Here is a 22,704-nt window from a genome sequence, read left to right on the forward strand (position 1 = left end):
TCGGGCGGCAATATTTTTTCATCCCCGCAAAAAATATTTTGCACGCGGCGCCCGGTCTCGCGGCGCCCGGCAATGTCGACCTGAGCGCCACAGTGTGCAGCGCAGGCCGTTACCTCTCCGAGCCTTACCGGACTTGAATTGGCGGCACTTTGCCCCTTTCCTTGCCGGATCAATCGTGGAGGAATTTCGTAGACTGGCTTACTAGCGTTTTTCCGACATCGACGACGCCAGTCGATGGGGGGCGGCAGAGCATTTTGCAAAACCACCCTAAATTTTCCCAAAGGCCGTCCGATATCCCCTACAACGGCGGCTTTCGGCGAATGGCTGTAAGGCCAAAGTTACGGCACTTACGCCGGAGCCAAAAATTTTGGGAAAGGAGTGGCTAAATGTCATCTGTCATCAATACCAATATCTTCTCGCTGGTTGCTCAACGTAACCTGAATACGTCGCAATCGGGCCTGCAGACCTCGATCACCCGTCTGTCGTCGGGCATGCGCATCAACAGCGCTGCTGACGATGCCGCCGGCCTCGCGATCACGGACCGTATGTCGGCCCAGATCAACGGCACGCAGCAAGCTCAGCGCAACGCCAACGACGGTATCTCGCTGGTGCAAACCGCTGCGGGCGCCCTGTCGTCGATCACGGACAACCTGCAACGTATCCGTACGCTGGCCGTTCAGTCGACGAACTCGACGAACTCGGCTTCGGACCGCGCTGCACTGGACCAAGAAGTTCAACAGCGTCTGGCTGAAGTGAACCGCCTGGCAACGCAAACGTCGTTCAACGGCCTGAACGTTCTCGACGGCTCGATGGGCACGGCGAACTTCCAAGTCGGCGCCAACGCAGGCCAGACCATCTCGGTCAACCTGCAACAAAGCATGACCATCGCCAGCATCGGCTCGGTCGCACAAACGACCTCGGCGACCAACCCGCTGAGCTTCACGGTTGCTGCACTGAGCGTTCAGCTGGGCGCAGGCACGGCAGTCAACGTCAAGGCCGGCACGTACAACAGCTCGGCAGACCTGGCAACGGCCATCAACACGGCTGCACAAAGCGCCGGTTTCACGGGCAACGTCGCATCGGTCAACTCGTCGGGCGAAATCGCCATCACCAACACCGACCCGGCACAAACGCTGACGGTGGCTGGTGCTGACGCCACGACGCTGGGCATGGCTGTTGCCGCTGCCGCATCGGGTTCGACGACCACGTCGACGGCTGTCGCTTCCACGTTCTCGCAAACGCTGGCAACGGGTGATCTGGTCCTGACCGTCAACGGCAAGGCCACGAACATCACCGGCAAGATGAACAGCGCCACCGACCTGGCCAACGCGATCAACTCGTCGAACAGCGGCGTGAACGCGTATGTCGACACCACGGGCAAGATGCACCTGAGCTCGGGTTCGTCGTTCCAGATCAGCGGCGGTACGGCGGCAACGCTGACCAAGCTGGGCCTGCCGACGGCTGCTACGACGTACGCTACGAGCGGTAGCCTGGCTCAAGCCGACGTGAAGACGGTCAACAGCGCCACGCTGATGCTGTCGCAAATCGACTCGGCCATCGGCACCGTTGACACGCTGCAATCGACCCTGGGCGCCATTCAAAACCGCTTCCAGTCGACGATTTCGAGCCTGTCGACCACGACGCAGAACTTGACCTCGGCGCGTTCGGGCGTGCAAGACACGGACTACGCTGCTGAAACGGCTAACCTGACCAAGTCGCAGATCCTGCAACAAGCAGGCATCTCGATGCTGGCTCAGGCAAACCAACTGCCGCAACAAGTGCTTAAGCTTCTCCAGTAAGCGCCTGTTTGGCATGGTGTAACGCCCGGCGGCAACTCGGCCGGGCCGCCGGCGGCGCCACCTTCACGGGGGGCGTCGCCGCAAGCATTACAAAGGCAGTATTTTTTGCGCCGGCGTTTTGCGCGTTGAGCAACTATTTTAAAGAGTGAGCAATTTATGGCGACTACCGGCAGTTCTACAACGGGCTCTATTTCGTCACCGGGCATTGGCTCCGGGCTGGACGTCAACGCGCTCGTCACCAGTCTGATGCAGCCGGCCACGCAAAAGCTCAACTTGCTCAAGTCGCAAGAGGCCAGCTACCAGACGAAGGTGTCGGCACTCGGCAGTCTGCAATCGGCGCTCAGCTCGTTCCAATCGTCACTGTCGAACCTGTCCTCGGCGTCGTCGTTCCTGCAAATGACTGCGACCCCGGGCGATGCTACGTTCCTGACGGCGTCGGCCGATACCACGGCGAAAGCGGGCAGCTACACGATCAACACGACCCAATTGGCGCAGGCGCAAAGCCTGTCGACGAACGGCGTGTCGGATCCCGCCGCCTCGATCGGCAGCGGCACGACCACCAAGCTGACCTTCAGCTTCGGCACGATTTCGGGCGGCACGCTCGCCAACGGCACGTACACCGGCGCGAGCTTCTCGCCGAACGCGCAGCAGTCGCCGTTCACCGTGACGATCTCGAACACGAACAACTCGCTGCAAGGCATTCGCGACGCCATCAACGCCGCCAACGGCGGTGTGACGGCCACGATCGTGAATGACGGCAGCGCCACGCCGAACCGGTTGGTGCTGACCTCCACGCAGACCGGTCAGACGATGAGCATGAAAGTCGACGTCGCTGCCGGCGGCGACAGCACGCTCACGAACATGCTGGCGTACGACCCCACGGGCACGCAGAACCTGACGCAGACGGCTGCCGGCCAGAACGCCAACCTGACCATCAATGGTCTGGCGGTGTCGAGCCCGACCAATACCGTGAAGAGCGCGGTGCAGGGTCTGTCGATGAACCTGCTCAAGACGGGCACGACCACCGTCAGCGTGAGCAACAACAGCGATGGCGTCACCAAGTCGGTCAACGATTTCGTCAGCGCCTACAACACGTTGCAAGCGGCCATCGGCAAGTTGACGTATTTCGACAAGTCGAGCGCCACGCCGGGCAGCACCTCGAACAACAACGGTCCGCTGATCGGCGACACGACCACGCAGATGATCACGACGCAGATCCAGCAGATCCTGAACGGCAAGTTGCCGGGGGTCTCGGGGTCGGTGCTGACATCGCTCGCCGATATCGGCGTGACGTTCCAGGCCGGCGACGGCACGGGCAGCGCCACGGATACGTCGGGCCAGCTCGCCGTCGATACGACCAAGCTGCAAAAGGCCATCGCCTCGGGCGGGTTCTCGCAACTCGCCTCGCTGCTCGCCACCAACGGCACGACCACCGACAGCCTGATCAGCTACCAGGGCTCGACCAGCAATACGAAGCCGGGCCAGTACGACGTGGTCATCACGCGTCTGGCGACTCAGGGCTCGCTCACGTCGAATGCCACGCTGGCCGCGAACACCGTCATCGACGGCACCAACAATACGTTGACGGTGCAGGTCGATGGCAAGAGCACGACCATCACCATCCCGAACGGCATCTACACGCCCGACAAGATGGCCTCCGCATTGCAAGCGGCGATCAACGGCAACTCGCAGTTCGTCACCAATGGCTCGACGGTGACCGTCAAGCAGAACAACGGCGTGCTGTCGGTGACCTCGAACCGTTATGGCTCCGCCTCGAACGTGCGCGTCACGTCGGGCAATGCCATGACCGCGCTGTTCGGCACGGGCGTGTCGCCCAGCGTCGACGGTGTGGACGTCGGCGGCTCGATCGGCGGCGTGATCGCCACGGGCAGTGGTCAGTTTCTGACCGGTGCAGCGGGGTCGCAGACCGATGGCCTCAAGATTCAGGTCACCGGCACCAATCTCGGCAATCGCGGCACGATCAACTTTTCGCAAGGCTATGCGTCGCTGCTGTCGAACCAGGTCAGCAACTTCCTGAGCGCGAAGGGTGCGATCAGCACGGCCCAGTCGAACCTGAACGCCAGCATCAAGCAGGTGCAGCAACAGGAAAGCGACTGGCAGGACCAGATGACGCAGATGCAGAACCGCTATCTCGCCCAGTTCACGGCACTGGATGCGACGATGGCCAAGCTGCAAAACACCAGCGACTACCTCAAGCAGGTACTCGGTGGTTCGTCGTCTTCGTCGTCCTCGAAGTAAGCGCACGGCACGCGTCATCGCGTCCGCGCTCCGGAGAAAGTCATGTACGGTCAAAACGCCGCCAACGCGTATCGCAAGGTCGGACTCGAGACGGGCGTCATTGCCGCGAGTCCGCACCAGCTCATCATGATGCTTTTCGATGGTGCCAAAGCGGCCCTCACCAAAGCACGCGTGCATTTTGAAGACGGTCGCATCCCCGAGCGGGGTCAGGCGCTCTCGAAAGCCATCGGTATCATCGGCGGTCTTCGCGACGGTCTGGATATGGAAGTCGGCGGGGAACTGTCGCGTAACCTTGGCGATCTGTACGACTACATGGGGCGGCGTCTGCTTGAGGCAAATCTCGAGAACGACGTCGCCAAGGTACGAGAAGTCGACACCCTGCTCGACACGATTGCATCGGCCTGGCGCGAAATCGCACCGGCCGCCGGCACGGGTGCCCCCGCCGCACAGGCGGGCACCGGAGTGCGCTATGAATGAAGCCACAACCTTGCTGAACTGCTACGAAAGCATTGCCGGCCTCACCGAGCGCATGCTCGGCGTTGCCCGTGAAGGCGACTGGGATGCCCTGATCGATCTCGAGACGCAGTATCGCGCCCAGGTCGACGCGATCAAGCAGCTCGACGCCGCGCTGCCGCTCAGCGAAGATGAGCGCGCGCGCAAGCATGCGATCATTCGCCGGATTCTCGCGGACGATGCCGCCATTCGCGACCTTGCGGTGCCGCGTCTTGCGCATCTCGACGCCATGATCAACAGCACGCGCCGTCAACGTGCCCTGCACGAAGTCTACGGCTTGAATCTGGGCGCCTGAGGCCCGCGCAGCAGCGCAGTGTCTCTCGCCTGTCATCTCGTAACACGCAATTCGAAACACGGAGTACGGCATGGCCGGTCTCGACTCGGTAGTCGCCGCCACCCTCGCGCGGCGGCTCGATTCGCTGCTCGGCTTCGGGCAGGGCGTCTCGTCGTCGGCAGCGCCCGGCGCCGTCGCCGGTGCCCCGCCGGCTGGCGACGCGACGTCCGCACCGGCCAACCTCACCACTCAAACGTCTCAAGGTGCCACCGGCATCGGCAATGCGCCTGCGCAAACCGCAGGGCGCGTGCCCACGCCCGTGCAACAAGCCACGCTCTCGGCGGCGGCACGCACGATCGACACCATTCTTCGTCTCGCCCCTGAGTCACCCGGCCCGGTACAGGCGGGCACCCCCGTCTGGCCGGCCGCACCGGGCACGGGCGCGCCGGCGCTAGCGCCGTTGGTGGCGGCCGCACTCAAGGAAGCGTTGTCGGCGAGCGGCCTCTTTTACGAATCGCATCTTTCGCAGTGGGCCTCGGGCAGCCGCTCGTTCGAACAATTGCAGGCCGAGCCGCAGTTGCGCTGGCCCGCGTCGGCCAACCTCGCGGCGCAGTTGCGTGCTGCGGGCGCCGACGCAACGCTGCCGGGCCCCGGCCCCCTCACGCGTCTGCTCGGACCAGCGGGCGGCGAGGCCGCCCTCGCCACCGGATGGCCGACATTGGGCGTCGGTTCGTTGCCGTCCTTACCGTCAGCATCGACGGCAGCGGCAGCACCTGCGCAACCGGGCGTTGCCAATCAGGCAGATGGTGGCGACGGTGGTTTGCATGCCAGTGCCAATTTGCCGAACACAGCGACCGCGCTGGCCCATGCGGCCAGCGTGGCGCACACGACCAGCAGCGTATTGCCGAGCGGCCGGGAGGCGGATGCGTTCCTCGCGGGGGGCGCCGATGCGTCGACGGCGAATACCCAGCCACACGGGGCCGCAGGCGCGATTGCTGCGGTAGCGAATACACCGGCCGAGAGCGTGACGCTCGTGCGCCAGCAGCTCGACATGCTCGTCAATCCGCAATTTCAGTGGAACGGCATGGCATGGCCGGGCGCACCGATGGAATGGCAGGTCGAAGAGCGTGCCGCTCAGCAAGCCCCGGGAGACGCACCCGCCCCGTCGACGTGGCACACGCATTTGCGCCTGACGCTGCCATCACTGGGTACGGTCGATGTCACGCTTGGACTGTCGGGGCAGCAATTGCAGGCGCGCGTACTCGCCGATTCGTCAGACTCGGCGACGACGCTGGCAGGCGAAGGGGAAGATCTGCGGCAGCGATTGGCCGCCGTCGGGCTCATCGCCAGTCAGTTGTCGTTCGGCGCGCTCGAAGCGCAAGCTGCAACGGCAGGGAACACCGCCGATGTCAGCAGTCATGCGGATGAGAGCGCCGCCGAACTGCCGGTGCCGGTCGCATCGCCCCGCGACACCCCCACGAGCGGAGGCACGGCATGACGTTGCCACCGGAACGCCGCACCGCCGTCGCCCTCGCCTACGGCGCGAAGGACACCGCACCTCGTGTGGTGGCCAAGGGCTACGGTTTGCTTGCGGAGACCATCGTGCGCACGGCGCGCGAGCATGGTTTGTACGTGCATGAATCGCCGGAGCTGGTCAGCCTGCTCATGCAGGTCGATCTCGACCAGCGCATCCCCGCGCAGTTGTATCAGGCCGTGGCGGAATTGCTCGCGTGGCTCTACAAACTGGAAGCAGGCCGGGGCGGTAAGCCGCCGCAATTGCCGCCGGGCATTCTGGGGCCGCAAGTCGATGCCGCCACATCCACATCCCCTGCTTCGCAGACGCCGACGGGCAACGACGCCTGAGTCGCGTGACACGGTGCGCGTTGCGTGTTGGCGTGCACCGTGAACCTTCTGATTTCTTCCCTTCGCAGTTTCAAGACGATTGCTCGTCAAGTGAGCATTCATGCGGCTTTGCGCCGTGTCGTCACTGATTGAAAGCGCCGCCCCACGGGCACGGCCTGCCTCGCGTCACTAGCATGTCCTGCGAGTGTTTTGTCTTAGCGGCCAAGATGCTCGCCCTTTTCGACATGACCGACATGACTCGCTGACAAGGCACGCCCCATGCAAATCAACCACAACCCTTTCAATCCCGGTGCAGGCACCCCGCCGCCGACGCTTTCCGGGCGCGACGACGTGCGCGAGAACCTGCACAACTGCATCGCACGTCTGCTGCTGGGACGTCACGCCAACGGTCAGTTGCTGATCGGCCTGCGCGGCGTCGGCAAGACCGTGCTGCTTGAGCGTCTGGTGTACGACGCCGAACAACAAGGCGCCATCACTGTGCACCTGGAAGCCCCCGAATTCCGATCGCTGCCCGCATCGCTGGCAAAAGCCCTTCGGCTGGCGCTGTTGCGGATGAACCGTATCCAGTCGGCAAAAGATGCCGTAATTCGCGGACTTCGCGCGCTGGCCGGTTTCGTTTCCGGACTCAAGTTGATCTATCACGACATCGAAGTGGGGTTGGACTACTCCCCCGAACCCGGCTTGGCGGACAGTGGCGATCTGGAGACGGATTTGCGCGCTTTGCTTGTCGAGGCCGGGCACGCCGCCCGTTCAGCAAAAACTGTGCTCGCCATCTTCATCGACGAATTGCAATGCATGCCGAAGCGGGAAATGGCGGCGATGCTTTACGCGTTGCATCGATGTGCGCAGTTGCAATTGCCGGTCATTTTGATTGGGGCGGGCTTGCCACAGCTCATCAGTTTGGTAGGTGACGCAAAGTCCTACGCGGAGAGAATGTTCGAAATCTCGGATATCGGCCCGCTCTCAGAGGTCGACGCGCGCAATGCGATCTCTGCACCGGCCGCACAGGAAGGCGTCGACATTACACCCGATGCGCTCAGTGCCATCGTCGAGCAGACTGGCGCCTATCCCTACTTTTTGCAGCAATGGGGAAAGCACGCCTGGAGCGCGGCCACGGAAAGTCCTATCACGGTGGCGCACGTCATCAGCGCTTCCAGTGCAGCCGTCGAGGCGCTGGACAGGAACTTCTATCGCCTTCGCTTCAATCGTCTGACGCTGGCCGAGAGGCGCTATCTGCGCGCGATGGCCGAGCTTGGCGAAGGTCCACACTATTCCAACGTGATCGCCGCCGAACTCGGCAAGCCCGTCGAGACCCTCGAACCCGTGCGGAATGACCTCATCAGCAAGGGCATGCTTTATAGCGACCCGCAAGGCGACGCGGCCTTCACCGTGCCCCGTTTCCATGAATTCCTGAAACGGGTCATGCCGGACTTGCGCCTGTGTGCAGCCACCGAATGACCACTTTGCACGACAACCTCTGCACGGACTCGCACCCCAATAGGCACGAATTTGAACATCATTTGATGATAAAATCGTGCCTGTTAGTTTTGCCGGAGGTAAAAATGCGGACCACGCTCGCCCTTGATGACGACCTTGTTGCAACGGCGCAGGCCTTCACTGGCTTGCAGGAAAAGTCGGCACTTGTCCGGGAGGCCCTTAAGGCCTTGATCGAGCGTGAGAGCGCTCGTCGCTTGGCTCGCTTGGGTGGCACCGAAGCCGAAATTGAGGACATTGTGCGCCGCCGGTCGGAGCCTGCATGATCTTAGTCGACACTTCGATATGGATTGATCACTTGCGCGCAGGCGACGCGACGCTGGTCGCCTTACTTGAGTCCGGCCGGGTACTGGCTCACCCCTATGTGATCGGAGAATTGGCGCTTGGTAGTCTCAAGAACCGATCGGCGGTGATTCCGACCTTGAATTACCTGCCTAAGGCGACTGTCGCAACCGACAGCGAGGTGCTGCGATTCATCGACGAGCAACCGCTGTTCGGCTTAGGAATCGGCTACGTCGACGCTCATCTGCTCGCGGCAACTCGCCTCACGCCAGGGACCGCGCTTTGGACACGCGACAAGCGCCTCGCTGCGATAGCGGAAAGTCTTTCATTGGCGGCGAAACTGTCGCACTGACGAGTGCACACAACCCGGATCGCCCGCCTACTCCACAACGCCCGCCACGGGCGTTGATTCACAAGCTCATCAGCCAACAAAAAAGCCCCGTCTTCGACGGGGCTTTTTCATAAGGTCCGCGCTCGCGCGACCGGCCGGATAACCGGACCCGGCTTGCAACCTTGCGCGCGCTACCTCACACCTGCATGTTCATCACGGTTGTGTAGGCCGAAACGAGTTTGTTGCGCACTTGCAGGCTCATCTGGAAACCGATGTTGGCTTTTTGCAGGTCGACCATCACGTCGTTCAGCCCCACACCCGGCTCGCCCATCTCAAATGCCTTGGCCTGCGTCTCCGCGCCGGTCTGCGATGCCGACACGCGCTTGAGCGACGCTTCCAGCTCCGAGGCGAAGCCACCCGTCGCCGACGCAGCACCCGCGCCGGCATTGGACGTGCCCAGCACCGAGCCCGCCGCTTGCGACGCTACGCTGCCCAGCTTCTGCAATACCGATTCGATCCCCGGAATGGCCATGATTTTTTGTCCTTAACAGGCGCCAGCCGCCCGCGCCATCGCGCAGTCCCCACCGGTCAGCCTTTTATCAGTCACGTCGGAGCTTACCACCCTGTGGCAAGCCCCCAATACCCTAATTAGCGGCAAAACACCCGCCTAATCCTCAAAACGATTCCATATTCGCCGTCGAATAATCAGGACCATCGGCGTCGTGCGTACTCGGAAGCGGACCTTTCCATTCCTTATCGCACTCACGGTGCCACGCGTACCCGGAGAATTCTGTCGCATGTTAGTGAGCACTTCCACCGCGATGAACGTATTGTTGACGCTACTGGCGTGGAGCCGCGCATGAACGCCGCCACCCAGACGGCCGACGTCGCCGCCAAACCGCCTCTGCTCACGCAGTTGCGCTCGCGCGAGCGCCTGCCGCTGCTCGTCGGCGGTGCTGCCCTCATCGCGCTGCTGATCGCCGTCTTCCTGTGGAGCCGTGCGCCGGACTACAAGGTCCTCTACAGCAATCTGAGCGATCGCGATGGCGGGGCCATCATTACGTCGCTGCAACAGATGAACGTGCCGTACAAGTTCGCCGAGGGCGGCGGTGCCATTCTGGTGCCGTCCGAGCAAGTGCACGACGTGCGCCTGCGTCTCGCCTCGCAAGGCCTGCCCAAGGGCGGTCTGGTCGGTTTTGAACTGATGGACAACCAGAAGTTCGGTATCAGCCAGTTTGCCGAACAGGTCAATTACCAGCGCGCCCTCGAAGGCGAACTCGCCCGCTCGGTCGAATCGCTCTCCGCCGTGCAGGCCGCACGCGTGCATCTGGCCATTCCCAAGCCCTCGGTGTTCGTACGCGAACAGCAAAAGCCGAGCGCTTCGGTGCTCGTCACGCTCTACCCGGGCCGCGTGCTCGACGACGGCCAAGTCAGCGCCATCGTCCATATGGTGTCGTCCAGCGTGCCGGAACTGCCGGTCAAGAACGTCACCATCCTCGACCAGAACGGCAACCTGCTGTCGGCCCAGAGCGGCAACGCCCTCGGTCTGGACGCGAGCCAGCTCAAGTACGTGCGCGAACTGGAGCAGTCGTACGCCCGCCGCATCGAGTCGATCCTGAACCCGATCGTCGGTGCCGGTAACGTACATGCGCAGGTCACGGCGGATATCGACTTCAATCAGGTCGAACAGACCTCCGAGAACTACAAGCCGAATTCGGGCGAACAGGCCGTGCGCAGCCAGCAAAGCAGCGAAGCCACGCAGGTCGGCGCCAACCCGGCCGGCGGCGTCCCGGGCGCCCTGTCGAACCAGCCGCCGGGTCAGGCCACGGCCCCGATCACGCAGCAGCAAAACCAGTTCGTGCAGCAAGGTGCCAATGCACCCGGTGGCGCCAGCGGCGCGCAGGGTCCGCAAGGCCCGCGCAGCGACCGCAAGGACGCCACGGTCAACTACGAAATCGACCGCACGATTCGCCACGTCCAGCAAGCCACGGGCAGCCTGAAGCGCCTGTCGGCCGCCATCGTCGTGAATTACCGTCCGGGCGCAGACGCCAAGGGCAAGCCGGCCATGGTCGCGCTCACGCAGGCCCAGCTCGACCAGATTCAGAATCTGTCGAAGGAAGCCATCGGCTTCTCGGGCCAGCGCGGCGACACGCTGAACATCGTCAACAGCCCGTTCACGGTGGAAGAAGATCCGGAAGCCAACCTGCCGTGGTGGCGCCAGCGTCAGAACATCGAACTGGCCAAGCAAGTCGGCAAGTGGGCACTGATCACGCTGGTCGGTCTGTATCTGTGGTTTGGCGTGGTGCGCCCGGCCATTCGCAAGCATTTGGCACCGCCCCCGCCGGCCGAGCCGACGATGGCAGGCGTTTCAGGCGGCGGCGCCGGTGGCGGCAGCGGTGGCGCGGGTGAAGACGGCGAAGACGGTGCGTCCGGCGCCAAGGGCGAACTCAGCGCCTACGAGCGCAACTTGCAGTACGCGCGTCAGGTCGCGCGACAGGATCCGAAGATCGTGGCAACGGTAGTGAAATCATGGGTGGGCGGCGATGAGCGCAGCTGAGGGACTCCAACGCAGCGCCATCCTGTTGATGTCGCTGGGTGAAGACGAGGCCGCGGAGGTTTTCAAGTACCTCGCGCCCCGGGAAGTACAGAAGCTCGGCGCGGCCATGGCCTCGCTGCGGCAAGTCACGCGCGACCAGATCGCCGACGTGCTGCAAGACTTCGTGCTCGAAGCCGAACAACATTCGGCCCTCTCGCTCGACTCGTCCGAATACATCCGCTCGGTGCTCAACAAGGCACTCGGCAACGACAAGGCCGCCGGCCTGATCGAGCGCATTCTGCAAGGTGGCGACACCAGCGGCATCGAAGGCCTGAAGTGGATGGACTCGACGGCGGTGGCCGAACTGATTCGCCACGAGCACCCGCAGATCATCGCCACGATTCTGGTCCACCTCGACCGCGATCAGGCCTCGGAAGTGCTCGCGCTCTTCACCGAACGCCTGCGTAACGACGTGGTGCTGCGTATCGCCACGCTCGACGGCATTCAGCCGGCCGCGCTGCGCGAGCTCAACGACGTGCTCACCAAACTGCTCTCGGGCAGCGAGAACATCAAACGCAGCCCGATGGGCGGCATTCGCACAGCAGCAGAAATTCTCAACTATCTGGGTGGCGTGCACGAAGAGTCGGTCATCGAAGCCGTGCGCAACTACGACTCGGACCTCGCGGCGAAGATCGTCGAAGAGATGTTCGTGTTCGAGAACCTGCTCGATGTGGAAGACCGCAGCATTCAGGTGTTGCTCAAGGAAATCGAGTCCGAGTCGCTCATCATCGCGCTCAAGGGTGCGCCGGTCGAGCTGCGCGAGAAGTTCTTCAAGAACATGTCGGCCCGCGCGGCCGAACTGTTGCGCGAAGACCTGGAATCGCGCGGCCCGGTCCGCGTCTCGGAAGTCGAATCCGAACAGAAGAAGGTGCTGCAAGTGGTGCGGCGCCTGGCCGATCAGGGCGCCATCATGATTGGCGGCCGCGGCGACGACGCTTACGTGTAACCGGACGGGGCCCGCGCGCATGTCGACCATCATCCCGAAAGAACGCCTCTCCGCCTGGCAACGCTGGGAGATGGCGTCGTTCGACCCGCCGCCGCCCCCGGCTCCGCCGCAACCCAAGCCCCCGAGCCCGCTCGACGACCCCGCACTGGTCGAACAAATCGCCGCGTGGCGTGAAGAAGCGCGCGCCGAAGGGCACGCACAAGGTCACGCCGCCGGACACGCCGAAGGCTATGCCGCTGGACAAGCCGCCGGTCAGGCCGAAGTGCAGGCCCGCGCCGCACAACTCGGTGACATTGCCCACGCGCTGGGGGATGCCGTGAATGCGATCGACCGCGAACTGGCCGACCCGCTGCTCGGCCTCGCGCTCGACATCGCGCGTCAGGCATTGCGTCAGACCCTTACCATCCGCCCCGAAACCCTGCTGCCGATCGTGCGCGACCTGCTCGCCAACGATCCGCTGACGGGCTCGCCGCGCCTGCTGCTCAATCCGGAAGACGTCGCACTCGTTGAAGCCCATGTCGGCGCCGAGTTGCAGGCCGCCGGCTGGACCGTGCGCGCCGACCCGAGCGTTGAACGCGGCGGCTGTAAGGCCGAAGCGGCCAGCGGCGAAGTCGATGCCACCGTCGCCACCCGCTGGGAGCGCGTCATGGCCGCACTGGGCAAGGATTTGCCATGGTGAATGCCGAACTCACCCCACTCGCCGCCCATGCGCCGGTGCTGCCCAGCACCGAAACCGCGCATGGCGATGCGGCTGCCACGACTGGCCCGGCAACCACGCCGGCTAACGACGGCACGTCGCCCAGCGTGCGGCTGTGGGATGAGATCGACACGCACGTACAAGCCGGCGCCTTGCAGCCCGACGATCACGACGAAGCCCCCGACACGCCTCACTCCACCGAATCGCACGATTCGAGCGACGCCATCGATGCGGACGACGCCGTGGCACACGCCGACGCACCGGCTGCCGGTGCCAGCGCATCGCACGCCCTCGGTGCCCGCGAAATTGCCCGCGACGCCCATCTGCGCCGCTGGCAGAACACGCTGCGCGAGCGCATCGCGCACGTGCATGCCATCGAACCGACGCGCCGCTGCGGCCGTCTGACCCGCGCCGCCGGTCTGGTGCTCGAAGCCGTCGGCCTGCGCCTGCCGGTCGGTGCCGGCTGCTTGATCGAGTTGCCCGTGCATGATGCGTCGCGCGAGCCTGCGACCGCCGAAGCGGAAGTCGTCGGTTTTGGCGGCGACCGTCTGTTTCTGATGCCGCAAACCGAAGTCATCGGCTTGCTGCCCGGCGCGCGCGTGTTCCCGATGGAACCGGCCGCCGACGGCCCGTTGCCCAGCCAGCGTCACAACGGCAAACGCCTGCCGGTGGGCGACGCCCTGCTCGGCCGCGTGGTCGACGCTGCCGGGCGCCCACTCGACGACATCGGCCCGCTCGGCCTGACCGACAGCGCCTCGCTCGCCTCGGTGCCGATCAACCCGCTCGGGCGCGCCCCGATCGAATCGGTGCTCGACGTCGGTGTGCGTGCAATCAACGCCCTGCTGACCGTCGGACGCGGCCAGCGCATGGGCCTTTTCGCCGGGTCCGGTGTGGGCAAGAGCGTGTTGCTCGGCATGATGGCGCGCTTCACGCAGGCGGAAGTCATCGTCGTGGGCCTGATCGGCGAGCGCGGCCGCGAAGTGAAAGACTTCATCGAGAACATTCTCGGCCCGGACGGTCTGGCCCGCTCGGTCGTGGTGGCCGCGCCGGCCGACGTGTCGCCGCTGCTGCGCCTGCAAGGCGCCGCGTACGCGACCACGCTGGCCGAACACTTCCGCGATCAGGGCAAAGACGTGCTGCTGATCATGGATTCGCTGACCCGTTACGCCATGGCCCAGCGCGAAATCGCACTCGCCATCGGTGAACCGCCCGCCACGAAGGGTTATCCGCCCTCGGTGTTTGCCAAGCTGCCGGCACTCGTCGAGCGCGCAGGCAATGGCCCGGATGGCGGCGGCTCGATCACGGCGTTCTACACCGTGCTGACCGAAGGCGACGACCAGCAGGACCCGATTGCCGACTCGGCTCGCGCCATTCTCGACGGGCACATCGTGCTCTCGCGTCAGTTGGCAGAGTCGGGGCACTACCCGGCCATCGATATCGAACAGTCCATCAGCCGCGCGATGGCGTCGCTCATCGATGATGCGCAGTTCGATACCGTGCGCCGCTTCAAACAGATGCTGTCTCGCTACCAGCGCAACCGCGACCTGATCAATGTGGGCGCGTACGCACCGGGTAGCGACCCGATGCTCGATCAGGCGATCGAGCTCTACCCCCGTCTCGAAGGCTTCCTGCAACAAGGAATGCGCGAGCGGGCCGGCTATCCGGATGCCGTGCAGATGATGCACGGCCTGTTCCGTTAATCGGAGGTGTGGCCATGAATTCCACCCTGCCCCTGAAACTCCTGATCGAACTGGCCCAGAAGGACGTCGACGAAGCCGCACGCCTGCTGGGCGAACGTCAGACCCAGCGCGCGGACGTCGAACGCCAGCTTGAAGCCCTGCGTCAGTACCGTCACGAGTACCGCACGCGCATGCAGACGGCCACGATTCAGGGCATGGCCGGTTGCGACTGGCGCAATTTCCAGCAATTCATCGATACGCTCGACACGGCGATCGGCCAGCAAGCCATGCTGCTCGAACAAGCCGAAGAGCGTCTCGCAGCGGCCCGCCGCGAATGGCAGGCCCAGCAGCGCCGCCTGAATTCCTTCGGCACGCTCGCCTCGCGCGAACAGGCCCGCACGACCTTGCGGGTGGCACGCCGCGAGCAGAAAGAAAACGACGAGTACGCCGCGCGCAGCCTGCGCCGCCGTGCCGAATCACCGATCTGAAGGACATAGGAGTCACCATGTCGATTCTGAGCTTCCTGCCCGATTCCGCAGGCGCCTCGCAGGCCGCGAATGCCGCGAGCCGCGCTGGCGCATCCAGCACCGGTTCCAGCACCGATAGCGGCGTACTGCCGTTCTCGGCCGTGCTCTCGCAGCAACAAACGCGTCAGACCGTGCCGACGCCGGTGAGCAACAACAACACCAACAACGCGTCGCAGTCGCAGTCACAAACGCAGCAGACGCCGTCGTCCAACAACTCGACCAAGTCCACCGACAATTCGAGTAACTCGACGACACAGGCAGGACAGACCGGCCAAACAGCCGCAACGAAAAAATCGGCGCAACCGTCCAAATCGGCAGACGACGATAAAGACGGCGATGACGAAGCGCAGGCCAGCACCGCCGCACCGGCCGATCCGGCCGCCGCCGCCGCGCTGGCTGTCGCACTGGCCGCCATGAACGGTACGCCGCTGACCCCGCCGCCGCCCGCCGCCGCTGCTGCCGCCTTGGCCACCGACGGCGCGACCGACGGCAAGCCGGGCACCGGCGCCGCCATTGCCGCCGCCGTGAACGGCGCACTGCAAGCCACCGGCGCTGCGCAACTGACTGGCCAACCGCCGGTCGGTACCGCAGACACGGCAAGCACCACGGCCGATACGAAGGCGCCGGCTGGCCCGGCAAGCACGACCAGTACCGTCAGCGCCGCAGCGCCCCCCGCCAAGACCGGCGGCCTGTCGCTCGACGCCCTCGCCAAGAACGCCACGACCACGCAGACCAACGCACAACCCGCCGCGACCGAAGCCAAGGCCCCTGCGACGCCGGTCGTCAGCGCCGACGCGCAGACGCAGCGTCTGGTCGATGCGATGGCCGCCTCGCAAGGCGGGCGCGACGCGGCCGCACAGGCAGCCACGGTCGCCAACCAAGCCGCAGCACAAGCCGCGCAGGCGACAACATCAGCCGTCGATGCCCAGCCGCAATTGCAGGCTCAGGCCGGTCTGCCGGCCACGCTGGCGCTGAACGCACGCGTGGGCACGCAAGACTGGAACAACCAGCTCTCGCAGCAAGTCGTGTGGCTGTCGTCGGCACACGCCCAAACGGCACAACTGAGCCTGAACCCGCCCGATCTTGGCCCGCTGCACGTCGTGCTGAACGTGGCTAACGACTCGGCACAGGCCATGTTCGTCTCGCAGCACGCCGCTGTGCGCGACGCGGTGCAAGCCGCTCTGCCGCAACTGCGCGAAAGTCTGGCGAACAACGGCATCGCGTTGGGGAATGCCTCCGTGAGCGCCGACAGCTCTCAGCAGCAAGCCTTTGCCCAGCAAGGGGCGAACGGCAACGGCGGCGGCAATGGCAGCGGGAACGGAAATGGGCGAGGCCTGCCCGGCTTCGGTCAGGGAGATGACGCTTCGCTCGCCGCTACGACGGTGAGCGTGCCGGTGCGCGTCTCCAATGGTTTGGTAGATACGTTCGCCTGATATTCGTCGAGCTAGCCGAGCCCCTTCAAATTGGGCTTCGGCCCGCGCAGCATCAGGGTTTGCGGTGTGTGCGCGTTGCCGTCAATGCGCGACGCGACGCCGCATCACCCTAAAGCACACGGGTTTTTCTGCCGTTAAGACAAAGACGCGAGTTAGACGCGATTGTCCCTTCTTTTCGGCCGATCACCCGGTGGCGGGTTGGCCGACAATCATTACCCAATAGCAGGCGAATACATGGCAAATCCCGCACCCACGCAAGCGGCCGCTCCCTCGGGGGGAGGTATGCGCAAATGGATCCTGTTGATCGTCGCGGTGGCATTGATGGCCGCCGCAGGCGCGGCGACTGCGGTGTACCTGCTGACCGGACACAACGAGACGGCAAAAGCACCGCCGCCGCCCCCGCCGCCCGTGTTCGTGGGCATGGACCCGTTCACGGTGAACCTGTCGGGCGAGGACGGCGAGCGTTACCTGCATATCGGTCTCTCGCTCAAGGTGGCAGACGCCGAGACGCAGGCCCGCATCACGCAGCACATGCCCGAAGTGCGTAGCCGCGTGTTGTTGCTGCTGTCGTCCAAGCAGCCGCAGGACCTGGCCACGATCGACGGCAAGCGCCGTCTGGCGAGCGAAATCCGCACGCTGGTCGCGCAACCGTTTGCGGCCAACATGCCACAACAGGCTGTGGGCGAAGTGCTGTTCACCGCGTTTGTAATTCAGTGAGTGATTCATGGCGCATGAGGAGTTCCTGTCGCAGGAAGAAGTCGATGCCCTTCTAAAGGGTGTCACCGGCGAACAGGATGACCGGTCGGAGTCGGAAGATCATTCCGGCATCCGCCCATACAACATCGCGACGCAAGAGCGCATCGTGCGCGGGCGCATGCCCACGCTCGAGATCATCAACGACCGCTTCTCGCGCCTGTTCCGCATCGCGCTGTTCAACTTCATGCGCCGCAGCGCCGAAATTTCGGTCAGCCCGGTGCGCGTGCAGAAGTACAGCGAGTTCATTCGTAACCTGCCCGTCCCGACCAACCTGAATCTGGTCCACATCAAACCGCTGCGCGGCACGGCCCTGTTCGTGTTCGACCCGAACCTCGTGTTCCTCGTGGTGGATAACCTGTTCGGCGGCGACGGCCGGTTCCATACCCGCGTCGAAGGGCGTGACTTCACGCAGACCGAGCAACGCATCATCGCGCGCCTCCTCGATCTGGTGTTCGAGAACTACGGCGCGTCGTGGAAGCCGGTGCATCCGGTCGAATTCGAATACGTGCGCGCCGAAATGCACACGCAGTTCGCCAACGTCGCCACGCCCAACGAAGTGGTGGTCACCACCACGTTCGACATCGAGTTCGGCTCGGTCGGCGGCGAATTCCACATCTGCATGCCCTACTCGATGATCGAGCCCCTGCGCGACCAGCTCTCGAGCCCGCTGCAAGGCGAGACGCTCGAAGTCGACAAGCGCTGGGTGCGGCTGCTCTCGCAGCAGGTGCAGGCCGCCGATGTGGAAATCGTGACCAACCTCTCGCAGATCGACATGACGCTCTCGCAGTTGCTCAACATGCGCGTGGGCGACGTGATTCCGCTCGACGTGCCCGAGCTGCTCGAAGCCAAGGTCGACGGTGTGCCGGTCATGCATTGCAATTACGGCGTCTTCAACGGTCAATACGCTTTGCGCGTGAACCAGATGATCAACCATTCGCATAGCGATTACACGAAGGACAACGAGTGATGAGCGATACCCCTCAAACGCCCGGTGACGACGCCCAGGCCATGGCGGACGAGTGGGCCAGTGCCATGGCGGAGCAGACCGCGGCCGAGCCGGCACCCGCCGCCGCAGCGCCGGCAGCCGCGCCCGTGTTCCAGCCGCTTGCAGCGACCGCCGGCAACCCGGCAGGCGCCACGCATAACGACATCGATCTGATTCTCGACATCCCGGTGCAGATGACCGTGGAGCTGGGCCGCACGAAGATCGCCATCAAGAACCTGCTGCAACTGGCACAAGGCTCGGTGGTGGAACTCGACGGCATGGCCGGTGAGCCGATGGATGTGCTGGTCAACGGCTGCCTCATCGCGCAAGGCGAAGTGGTGGTCGTGAACGACAAGTTCGGCATTCGCCTGACTGATATCATCACGCCATCCGAACGCATCCGTAAGCTCAACCGATGATTGCAACGAAAGTCCACGGCCTGCCCGTGAGGCGCGCCATGGCACAAGCAGCAGCGCTCGCAAAGTCGCGAGCGTGGCTGCCGGGCGCACGCCCTACTGGCATCACAGCCACCCTCCCGGCACGTCTCGCCGGTCTGTTCCGCCTCCCATTCAGTCTCTTCACTGCGTCCACGCTGCTGGTAGCGAACGCCGCGCACGCGCAAGGCACCGCTTCGCAAGCGGCGGCCGTGCCGAGTCTGGGCGGTGCCGGCATCGTGCAGACCGGGCTGGGCCTCGTGTTCGTGCTCGCGCTGCTCTTCGGGCTGGCGTGGCTCGCCAAGCGATTCGGCCTGCAACGCCCCTTGGGCGGCGGTAACGTGCGCATTGTCGGCAGCGCCGCCGTGGGTCAGCGCGAACGCGTGGTCGTGGTGGAAGTGGCCGGTGACTGGGTCGTACTGGGCGTTGCCCCGGGTCAGGTCCGCGCCCTGCACACCATCGACGCCCAGCGCGTCGCCGACCTGCCTGCCACGCCGAGCGGCCCGACCCCGGGTGCGCAGGCCAACCGCGCCGCGCAAGCCTTTGCGCAAAAGCTGCGCGAATCGATGAAAAAGGATTCCTGATGTCCCGTGCCTGGCTGCCCGCCGAGTGGAAACTGGGCTTGGCGCTCGGACTGGCATTGCTCTGCGCCGTCGCCCTGCCGGGTACGGCCATGGCACAGGCCACCCTGCCGGCGCTCACCACCACGCCCGCCCCGGGCGGCGGACAGACGTACTCGCTGTCCGTGCAGACGATGTTGCTGCTCACGTCGCTGGGCTTCCTGCCCGCGATGTTGCTGATGATGACCGCCTTCACGCGCATCATCATCGTGCTCTCGCTGCTGCGTCACGCCATCGGCGTGACCACTTCGCCGCCGAACCAGATTCTCATCGGACTGGCGCTGTTCCTGACCTTCTTCGTGATGTCGCCGGTCTTCGACAAGGCGTACACCGACGCCTATCAGCCGTTCGCCGCTAACAAGATCAGCTTCGAACAGGCCATCGACACCGGCGCCAAGCCGTTCCACGCGTTCATGCTCAAGCAGACACGCGAAGCCGACCTCGCGCTCTTCGCCAAGCTGGCCAAGACGCCGCCGATGAACGGCCCGGAAGACGTGCCCATGCGCATCCTTGTGCCGGCGTTCGCCACGAGTGAGTTGAAAACGGCCTTCCAGATCGGCTTCACGATCTTCATTCCGTTCCTGATCATCGATCTGGTGGTCGCGAGCGTGCTGATGGCCATGGGGATGATGATGGTCTCGCCCTCCACCGTGTCGCTGCCGTTCAAGTTGATGCTGTTCGTGGTGGTCGATGGCTGGCAATTGCTACTGGGCTCGCTGGCCCAGAGCTTCAACATGTAGCGGGGAGGCACGCCGAATGACGCCGGAAACCGTTATGGCGCTGGCCCATCAGGCCATGCAAGTCACGCTGTTGCTGGCCGGGCCGCTGCTGCTGGTGGCGCTGGTCTCGGGTTTGCTCGTGAGCTTGTTTCAGGCCGCCACGCAGATCAATGAAATGACGTTGTCGTTCATTCCGAAGCTGCTGGCCGTGTTCATCACGCTGGTCGTGGCCGGCCCGTGGATGCTCAACCTCATGGTCGACTACATGAAGCAGTTGCTCACCGGCATTCCCGGTCTCGTCAGCTAAGGCGGGCCGAGTCATGCCACGGCACGCCGCCCTCTCCTTCGCCCCTTGATCAGCTTCACCTACGACCAGCTCTCGGGCGTCATTGCGGCGTTCCTGTTTCCGTTCGTCCGGCTGCTGGCGCTCACGATGAGCGCACCGCTCTTCGGCGACTCGGCGGTGCCGGCGACGGTCAAGATCGGGCTCGCGGGCATTGTCGCCCTCGCGCTGGCACCGATGCTCGGCCCCATGCCGGCCGTGTCGCCGTTCTCGTGGGAAGGGCTGTGGATTCTGACGCAGCAGCTCATGATCGGCGCCGCGCTCGGCTGGTGCATGCAGATCGTGTTCTCGGCGATCAGCATGGCGGGCGACTTCGTGGGCTTGCAGATGGGTCTGTCGTTTGCCACACTGCTCACCCCCAACAGCGACGGCAGCACTGCCGTGCTCGGCATGTTCCTGAACGTGGTGGCGATGCTGGTGTTTCTCGCCACCAACGGCCACTTGGTGATGTACGCCACGCTCGTCCAGAGCTTTGCGGTGTTGCCGATCTCGGGTACACCGATCTCGGCAGGCGGCTGGCAGTATCTCGCCTCGCTGGGCGGGCAGCTCTTTACGCTGGCACTGATGCTCTCGTTGCCGCTGGTGGCGGCCCTGCTGATCTGCAATCTGGCGCTCGGCATTCTTAACCGCGCGGCGCCTCAGCTCAACATCTTTGCCGTGGGCTTTCCGCTCACGCTGGCCGTCGGCCTCTTCGTGCTCGAACTGATGATGCCGCGCATCGCGCCGGTGATGGACCACTTCACCTCGCTCGGCGTGGACATGATGATCCGCGCCACAGCAGCCTTCGTCCCCAAGGCCTGACGGCCTCTGTACTTCACCCCTCAAAAGCAAACGGGCCACTCGGCAATGCCGGTGGCCCGTTTTGTCCTGCGGCGGCGTGGTGGCGCGTTAGCGCCGCCCACGCTGCGTGTGTCGCTTTACAGCAAGCTGAACAACGAGAGCTTCTGCGTCTGAAGGAAGCTCTGTTGCGATGCCTGCAACGCCGCCTGCAACTGCGCGAACTTGGTCGCCGACGAATTCCAGTCGACTTGCAGCAGGTCAGCCAGCTGCGACTGGTAGTTCAGCGAATTGCTGTCGCCGATATTGTTCAGCGACGACAGCTCGTTCATGCGCGAGCCCACCGTCGTGCGCACCGTCGTGACGTTGTCGTACGTGTTGCTGAACATCTCGCTGAACGTGGTCAGCGCGTTCGACAGGTTCGACTGCCCCGCCTGACCCGCGCTGCTGAGCGGCGTCTTGAGCGTGTTGATCAGCGCTTGCAGGTTGTCGAACACGTTGGTGCTGCCCTTGTTCGCCGGTTGCACCTGATAGTTGTCGCCATTGGCCGGTGCGCCGTTGAAGGTCACCGACTTGCCGCCGAACGTGATCGGCTGACCGGCGGTGTACGCCCCCGTCACGTCAGGCACCGTCGTGTCGGTCTGATCCTTGACGGTGTACGTCGTCGTCGGCGGCGTGGTCGTGCTGTCCACGGCGAAAGTGATCTGATACTGATGGGTCGCGCCCGGGTTGGTCACGTCGGTCGTCGAAACCGGCTTGTACGTGGCCGAGCCCTGATTGGTGCTGTTGCCGGTGATCAGCGCGCCAGCCGTGCCCGGCTGAATGCTCTGGAAAATGCTCGAACCGATGTCGTTGATCGCGATTTGACGATTCGGGCTGACCTGCACGTAGCGCACGCCAGCGTCACCCGCGTACGACGCCCCCGTGGCCGACGTGACATACGCCGCCGAGTTGCCCTGAAAGCCCGAGAACAGGTACTGACCGTTGGCATCGGTCGTGTTCGCGAGCGAGAGCAGTTGCTGGAAGCTCGATTGCAGGTCGGTGGCGATCGTGTTGCGGTCGCTGTCGTTGAGCGACGGGTTACCGGCCGTCACGACTTGCGACATCACGTGTTGCAGCGTGTTGATGATGCTGCCGAAGGTCGAGTCTTCGAGTTGCAACTGCGTCGTCGCCGAGGCGCGGTTCGCCGAGTACTGCGAGTTCATGTCGTTGTTTTGCGACACGGCCACGGCCTGCGCCGATGCCACCGGGTCATCGCTGGGCGTGGTCACGCGCAGGCCCGACGAGAGCTGCTGCTGCGTGTTGAGCAGATCAGAGGTGTTCTGGCTCATTGCGCGCAGGCCCTGATCGTAAATCATGTTGGTGCTGATTCGCATG

At 64.2% G+C, this 22,704-nt stretch carries 24 protein-coding genes; 22 read left to right on the forward strand and 2 right to left on the reverse strand.

Features of this window, described 5'->3' with window-relative positions; all coding sequences use genetic code 11:
• The first annotated feature begins 386 nt into the window (after positions 1-386).
• The 9 genes from AT302_RS26405 (at position 387) to AT302_RS26445 (ending at position 8,836) form a co-directional block, all read left to right on the forward strand.
• Complete coding sequence (locus AT302_RS26405; protein WP_058376531.1) at positions 387-1,799, forward strand: flagellin N-terminal helical domain-containing protein; 1,413 nt, start codon at positions 387-389, stop codon at positions 1,797-1,799.
• A 156-nt stretch (positions 1,800-1,955) separates the two neighbouring features.
• Positions 1,956-4,058 carry a flagellar filament capping protein FliD gene (gene fliD, locus AT302_RS26410; protein ID WP_058376532.1) on the forward strand — a complete coding sequence of 701 codons (2,103 nt, stop codon included), beginning with the start codon at positions 1,956-1,958 and terminating at the stop codon, positions 4,056-4,058.
• A gap of 42 nt (positions 4,059-4,100) precedes the next feature.
• Entirely contained in the window at positions 4,101-4,535 is a 435-nt protein-coding gene (gene fliS / locus AT302_RS26415; protein ID WP_058376533.1) for a flagellar export chaperone FliS, read from the forward strand.
• On the forward strand, positions 4,528-4,866 hold the full coding sequence (locus AT302_RS26420) for a flagellar protein FliT (protein WP_058376534.1): 339 nt from the start codon (positions 4,528-4,530) through the stop codon (positions 4,864-4,866). The genes fliS and AT302_RS26420 overlap by 8 nt, the downstream gene beginning before the upstream one ends.
• 70 nt (positions 4,867-4,936) lie before the next feature.
• On the forward strand, positions 4,937-6,343 hold the full coding sequence (fliK, locus tag AT302_RS26425) for a flagellar hook-length control protein FliK (protein ID WP_058376535.1): 1,407 nt from the start codon (positions 4,937-4,939) through the stop codon (positions 6,341-6,343).
• On the forward strand, positions 6,340-6,708 hold the full coding sequence (locus tag AT302_RS26430; RefSeq protein WP_084656485.1) for an EscU/YscU/HrcU family type III secretion system export apparatus switch protein: 369 nt from the start codon (positions 6,340-6,342) through the stop codon (positions 6,706-6,708). The genes fliK and AT302_RS26430 overlap by 4 nt, the downstream gene beginning before the upstream one ends.
• Positions 6,709-6,966: 258 nt before the next feature.
• Positions 6,967-8,166 (forward strand): ATP-binding protein, encoded by a 1,200-nt coding sequence (locus AT302_RS26435; protein ID WP_058376536.1) that lies wholly within the window; start codon positions 6,967-6,969, stop codon positions 8,164-8,166.
• A gap of 104 nt (positions 8,167-8,270) precedes the next feature.
• Positions 8,271-8,468 (forward strand): type II toxin-antitoxin system VapB family antitoxin, encoded by a 198-nt coding sequence (locus AT302_RS26440; RefSeq protein WP_058379966.1) that lies wholly within the window; start codon positions 8,271-8,273, stop codon positions 8,466-8,468.
• Positions 8,465-8,836 (forward strand): type II toxin-antitoxin system VapC family toxin, encoded by a 372-nt coding sequence (locus AT302_RS26445; protein WP_058376537.1) that lies wholly within the window; start codon positions 8,465-8,467, stop codon positions 8,834-8,836. Before AT302_RS26440 ends, AT302_RS26445 begins: the two co-directional genes overlap by 4 nt.
• 175 nt (positions 8,837-9,011) lie before the next feature.
• Here the strand turns inward: AT302_RS26445 and fliE are convergent, their stop codons facing one another.
• Positions 9,012-9,347, reverse strand: a complete 336-nt coding sequence (fliE, locus tag AT302_RS26450) for a flagellar hook-basal body complex protein FliE (RefSeq protein ID WP_058376538.1) — start codon at positions 9,345-9,347, stop codon at positions 9,012-9,014.
• Between the two features lie 327 nt (positions 9,348-9,674).
• Between fliE and fliF the strand changes: the two genes are divergently transcribed.
• From fliF to fliR, 13 genes are all read left to right on the forward strand, one after another.
• A complete protein-coding gene (gene fliF, locus AT302_RS26455) occupies positions 9,675-11,372 on the forward strand; it encodes a flagellar basal-body MS-ring/collar protein FliF (RefSeq protein ID WP_058376539.1) in 1,698 nt (565 codons plus the stop codon).
• Entirely contained in the window at positions 11,359-12,357 is a 999-nt protein-coding gene (gene fliG, locus AT302_RS26460) for a flagellar motor switch protein FliG (RefSeq protein ID WP_084656486.1), read from the forward strand. Before fliF ends, fliG begins: the two co-directional genes overlap by 14 nt.
• 19 nt (positions 12,358-12,376) lie before the next feature.
• On the forward strand, positions 12,377-13,036 hold the full coding sequence (gene fliH, locus AT302_RS26465; RefSeq protein ID WP_058376540.1) for a flagellar assembly protein FliH: 660 nt from the start codon (positions 12,377-12,379) through the stop codon (positions 13,034-13,036).
• Complete coding sequence (gene fliI, locus AT302_RS26470; RefSeq protein ID WP_237172025.1) at positions 13,030-14,754, forward strand: flagellar protein export ATPase FliI; 1,725 nt, start codon at positions 13,030-13,032, stop codon at positions 14,752-14,754. Before fliH ends, fliI begins: the two co-directional genes overlap by 7 nt.
• Positions 14,755-14,768: 14 nt before the next feature.
• Complete coding sequence (fliJ, locus tag AT302_RS26475; protein WP_058376541.1) at positions 14,769-15,221, forward strand: flagellar export protein FliJ; 453 nt, start codon at positions 14,769-14,771, stop codon at positions 15,219-15,221.
• Between the two features lie 17 nt (positions 15,222-15,238).
• On the forward strand, positions 15,239-16,693 hold the full coding sequence (locus tag AT302_RS26480; RefSeq protein WP_058376542.1) for a flagellar hook-length control protein FliK: 1,455 nt from the start codon (positions 15,239-15,241) through the stop codon (positions 16,691-16,693).
• A gap of 234 nt (positions 16,694-16,927) precedes the next feature.
• Positions 16,928-17,410, forward strand: a complete 483-nt coding sequence (gene fliL / locus AT302_RS26485) for a flagellar basal body-associated protein FliL (protein ID WP_058376543.1) — start codon at positions 16,928-16,930, stop codon at positions 17,408-17,410.
• A 7-nt stretch (positions 17,411-17,417) separates the two neighbouring features.
• Positions 17,418-18,416, forward strand: coding sequence for a flagellar motor switch protein FliM (gene fliM / locus AT302_RS26490; RefSeq protein ID WP_058376544.1), 999 nt, complete (start codon positions 17,418-17,420; stop codon positions 18,414-18,416).
• Positions 18,416-18,853 carry a flagellar motor switch protein FliN gene (gene fliN / locus AT302_RS26495; RefSeq protein WP_058376545.1) on the forward strand — a complete coding sequence of 146 codons (438 nt, stop codon included), beginning with the start codon at positions 18,416-18,418 and terminating at the stop codon, positions 18,851-18,853. Before fliM ends, fliN begins: the two co-directional genes overlap by 1 nt.
• Positions 18,854-18,891: 38 nt before the next feature.
• Positions 18,892-19,452 carry a flagellar biosynthetic protein FliO gene (gene fliO, locus AT302_RS26500; protein WP_084656487.1) on the forward strand — a complete coding sequence of 187 codons (561 nt, stop codon included), beginning with the start codon at positions 18,892-18,894 and terminating at the stop codon, positions 19,450-19,452.
• An 89-nt stretch (positions 19,453-19,541) separates the two neighbouring features.
• Positions 19,542-20,228 (forward strand): flagellar type III secretion system pore protein FliP, encoded by a 687-nt coding sequence (gene fliP, locus AT302_RS26505; protein ID WP_140413304.1) that lies wholly within the window; start codon positions 19,542-19,544, stop codon positions 20,226-20,228.
• A 16-nt stretch (positions 20,229-20,244) separates the two neighbouring features.
• The gene (gene fliQ / locus AT302_RS26510; RefSeq protein ID WP_058376547.1) at positions 20,245-20,514 is read left to right on the forward strand and encodes a flagellar biosynthesis protein FliQ; all 270 of its coding nucleotides are present in this window, start codon (positions 20,245-20,247) and stop codon (positions 20,512-20,514) included.
• Between the two features lie 45 nt (positions 20,515-20,559).
• Positions 20,560-21,351, forward strand: a complete 792-nt coding sequence (fliR, locus tag AT302_RS26515) for a flagellar biosynthetic protein FliR (RefSeq protein ID WP_058376548.1) — start codon at positions 20,560-20,562, stop codon at positions 21,349-21,351.
• 116 nt (positions 21,352-21,467) lie between these two features.
• Here the strand turns inward: fliR and flgL are convergent, their stop codons facing one another.
• A complete protein-coding gene (gene flgL / locus AT302_RS26520; RefSeq protein ID WP_058376549.1) occupies positions 21,468-22,703 on the reverse strand; it encodes a flagellar hook-associated protein FlgL in 1,236 nt (411 codons plus the stop codon).
• Position 22,704: the final 1 nt, after the last annotated feature.

It is taken from the genome of Pandoraea norimbergensis (genome assembly GCF_001465545.3).
GTDB classification, from domain to species: Bacteria; Pseudomonadota; Gammaproteobacteria; order Burkholderiales; family Burkholderiaceae; genus Pandoraea; species Pandoraea norimbergensis.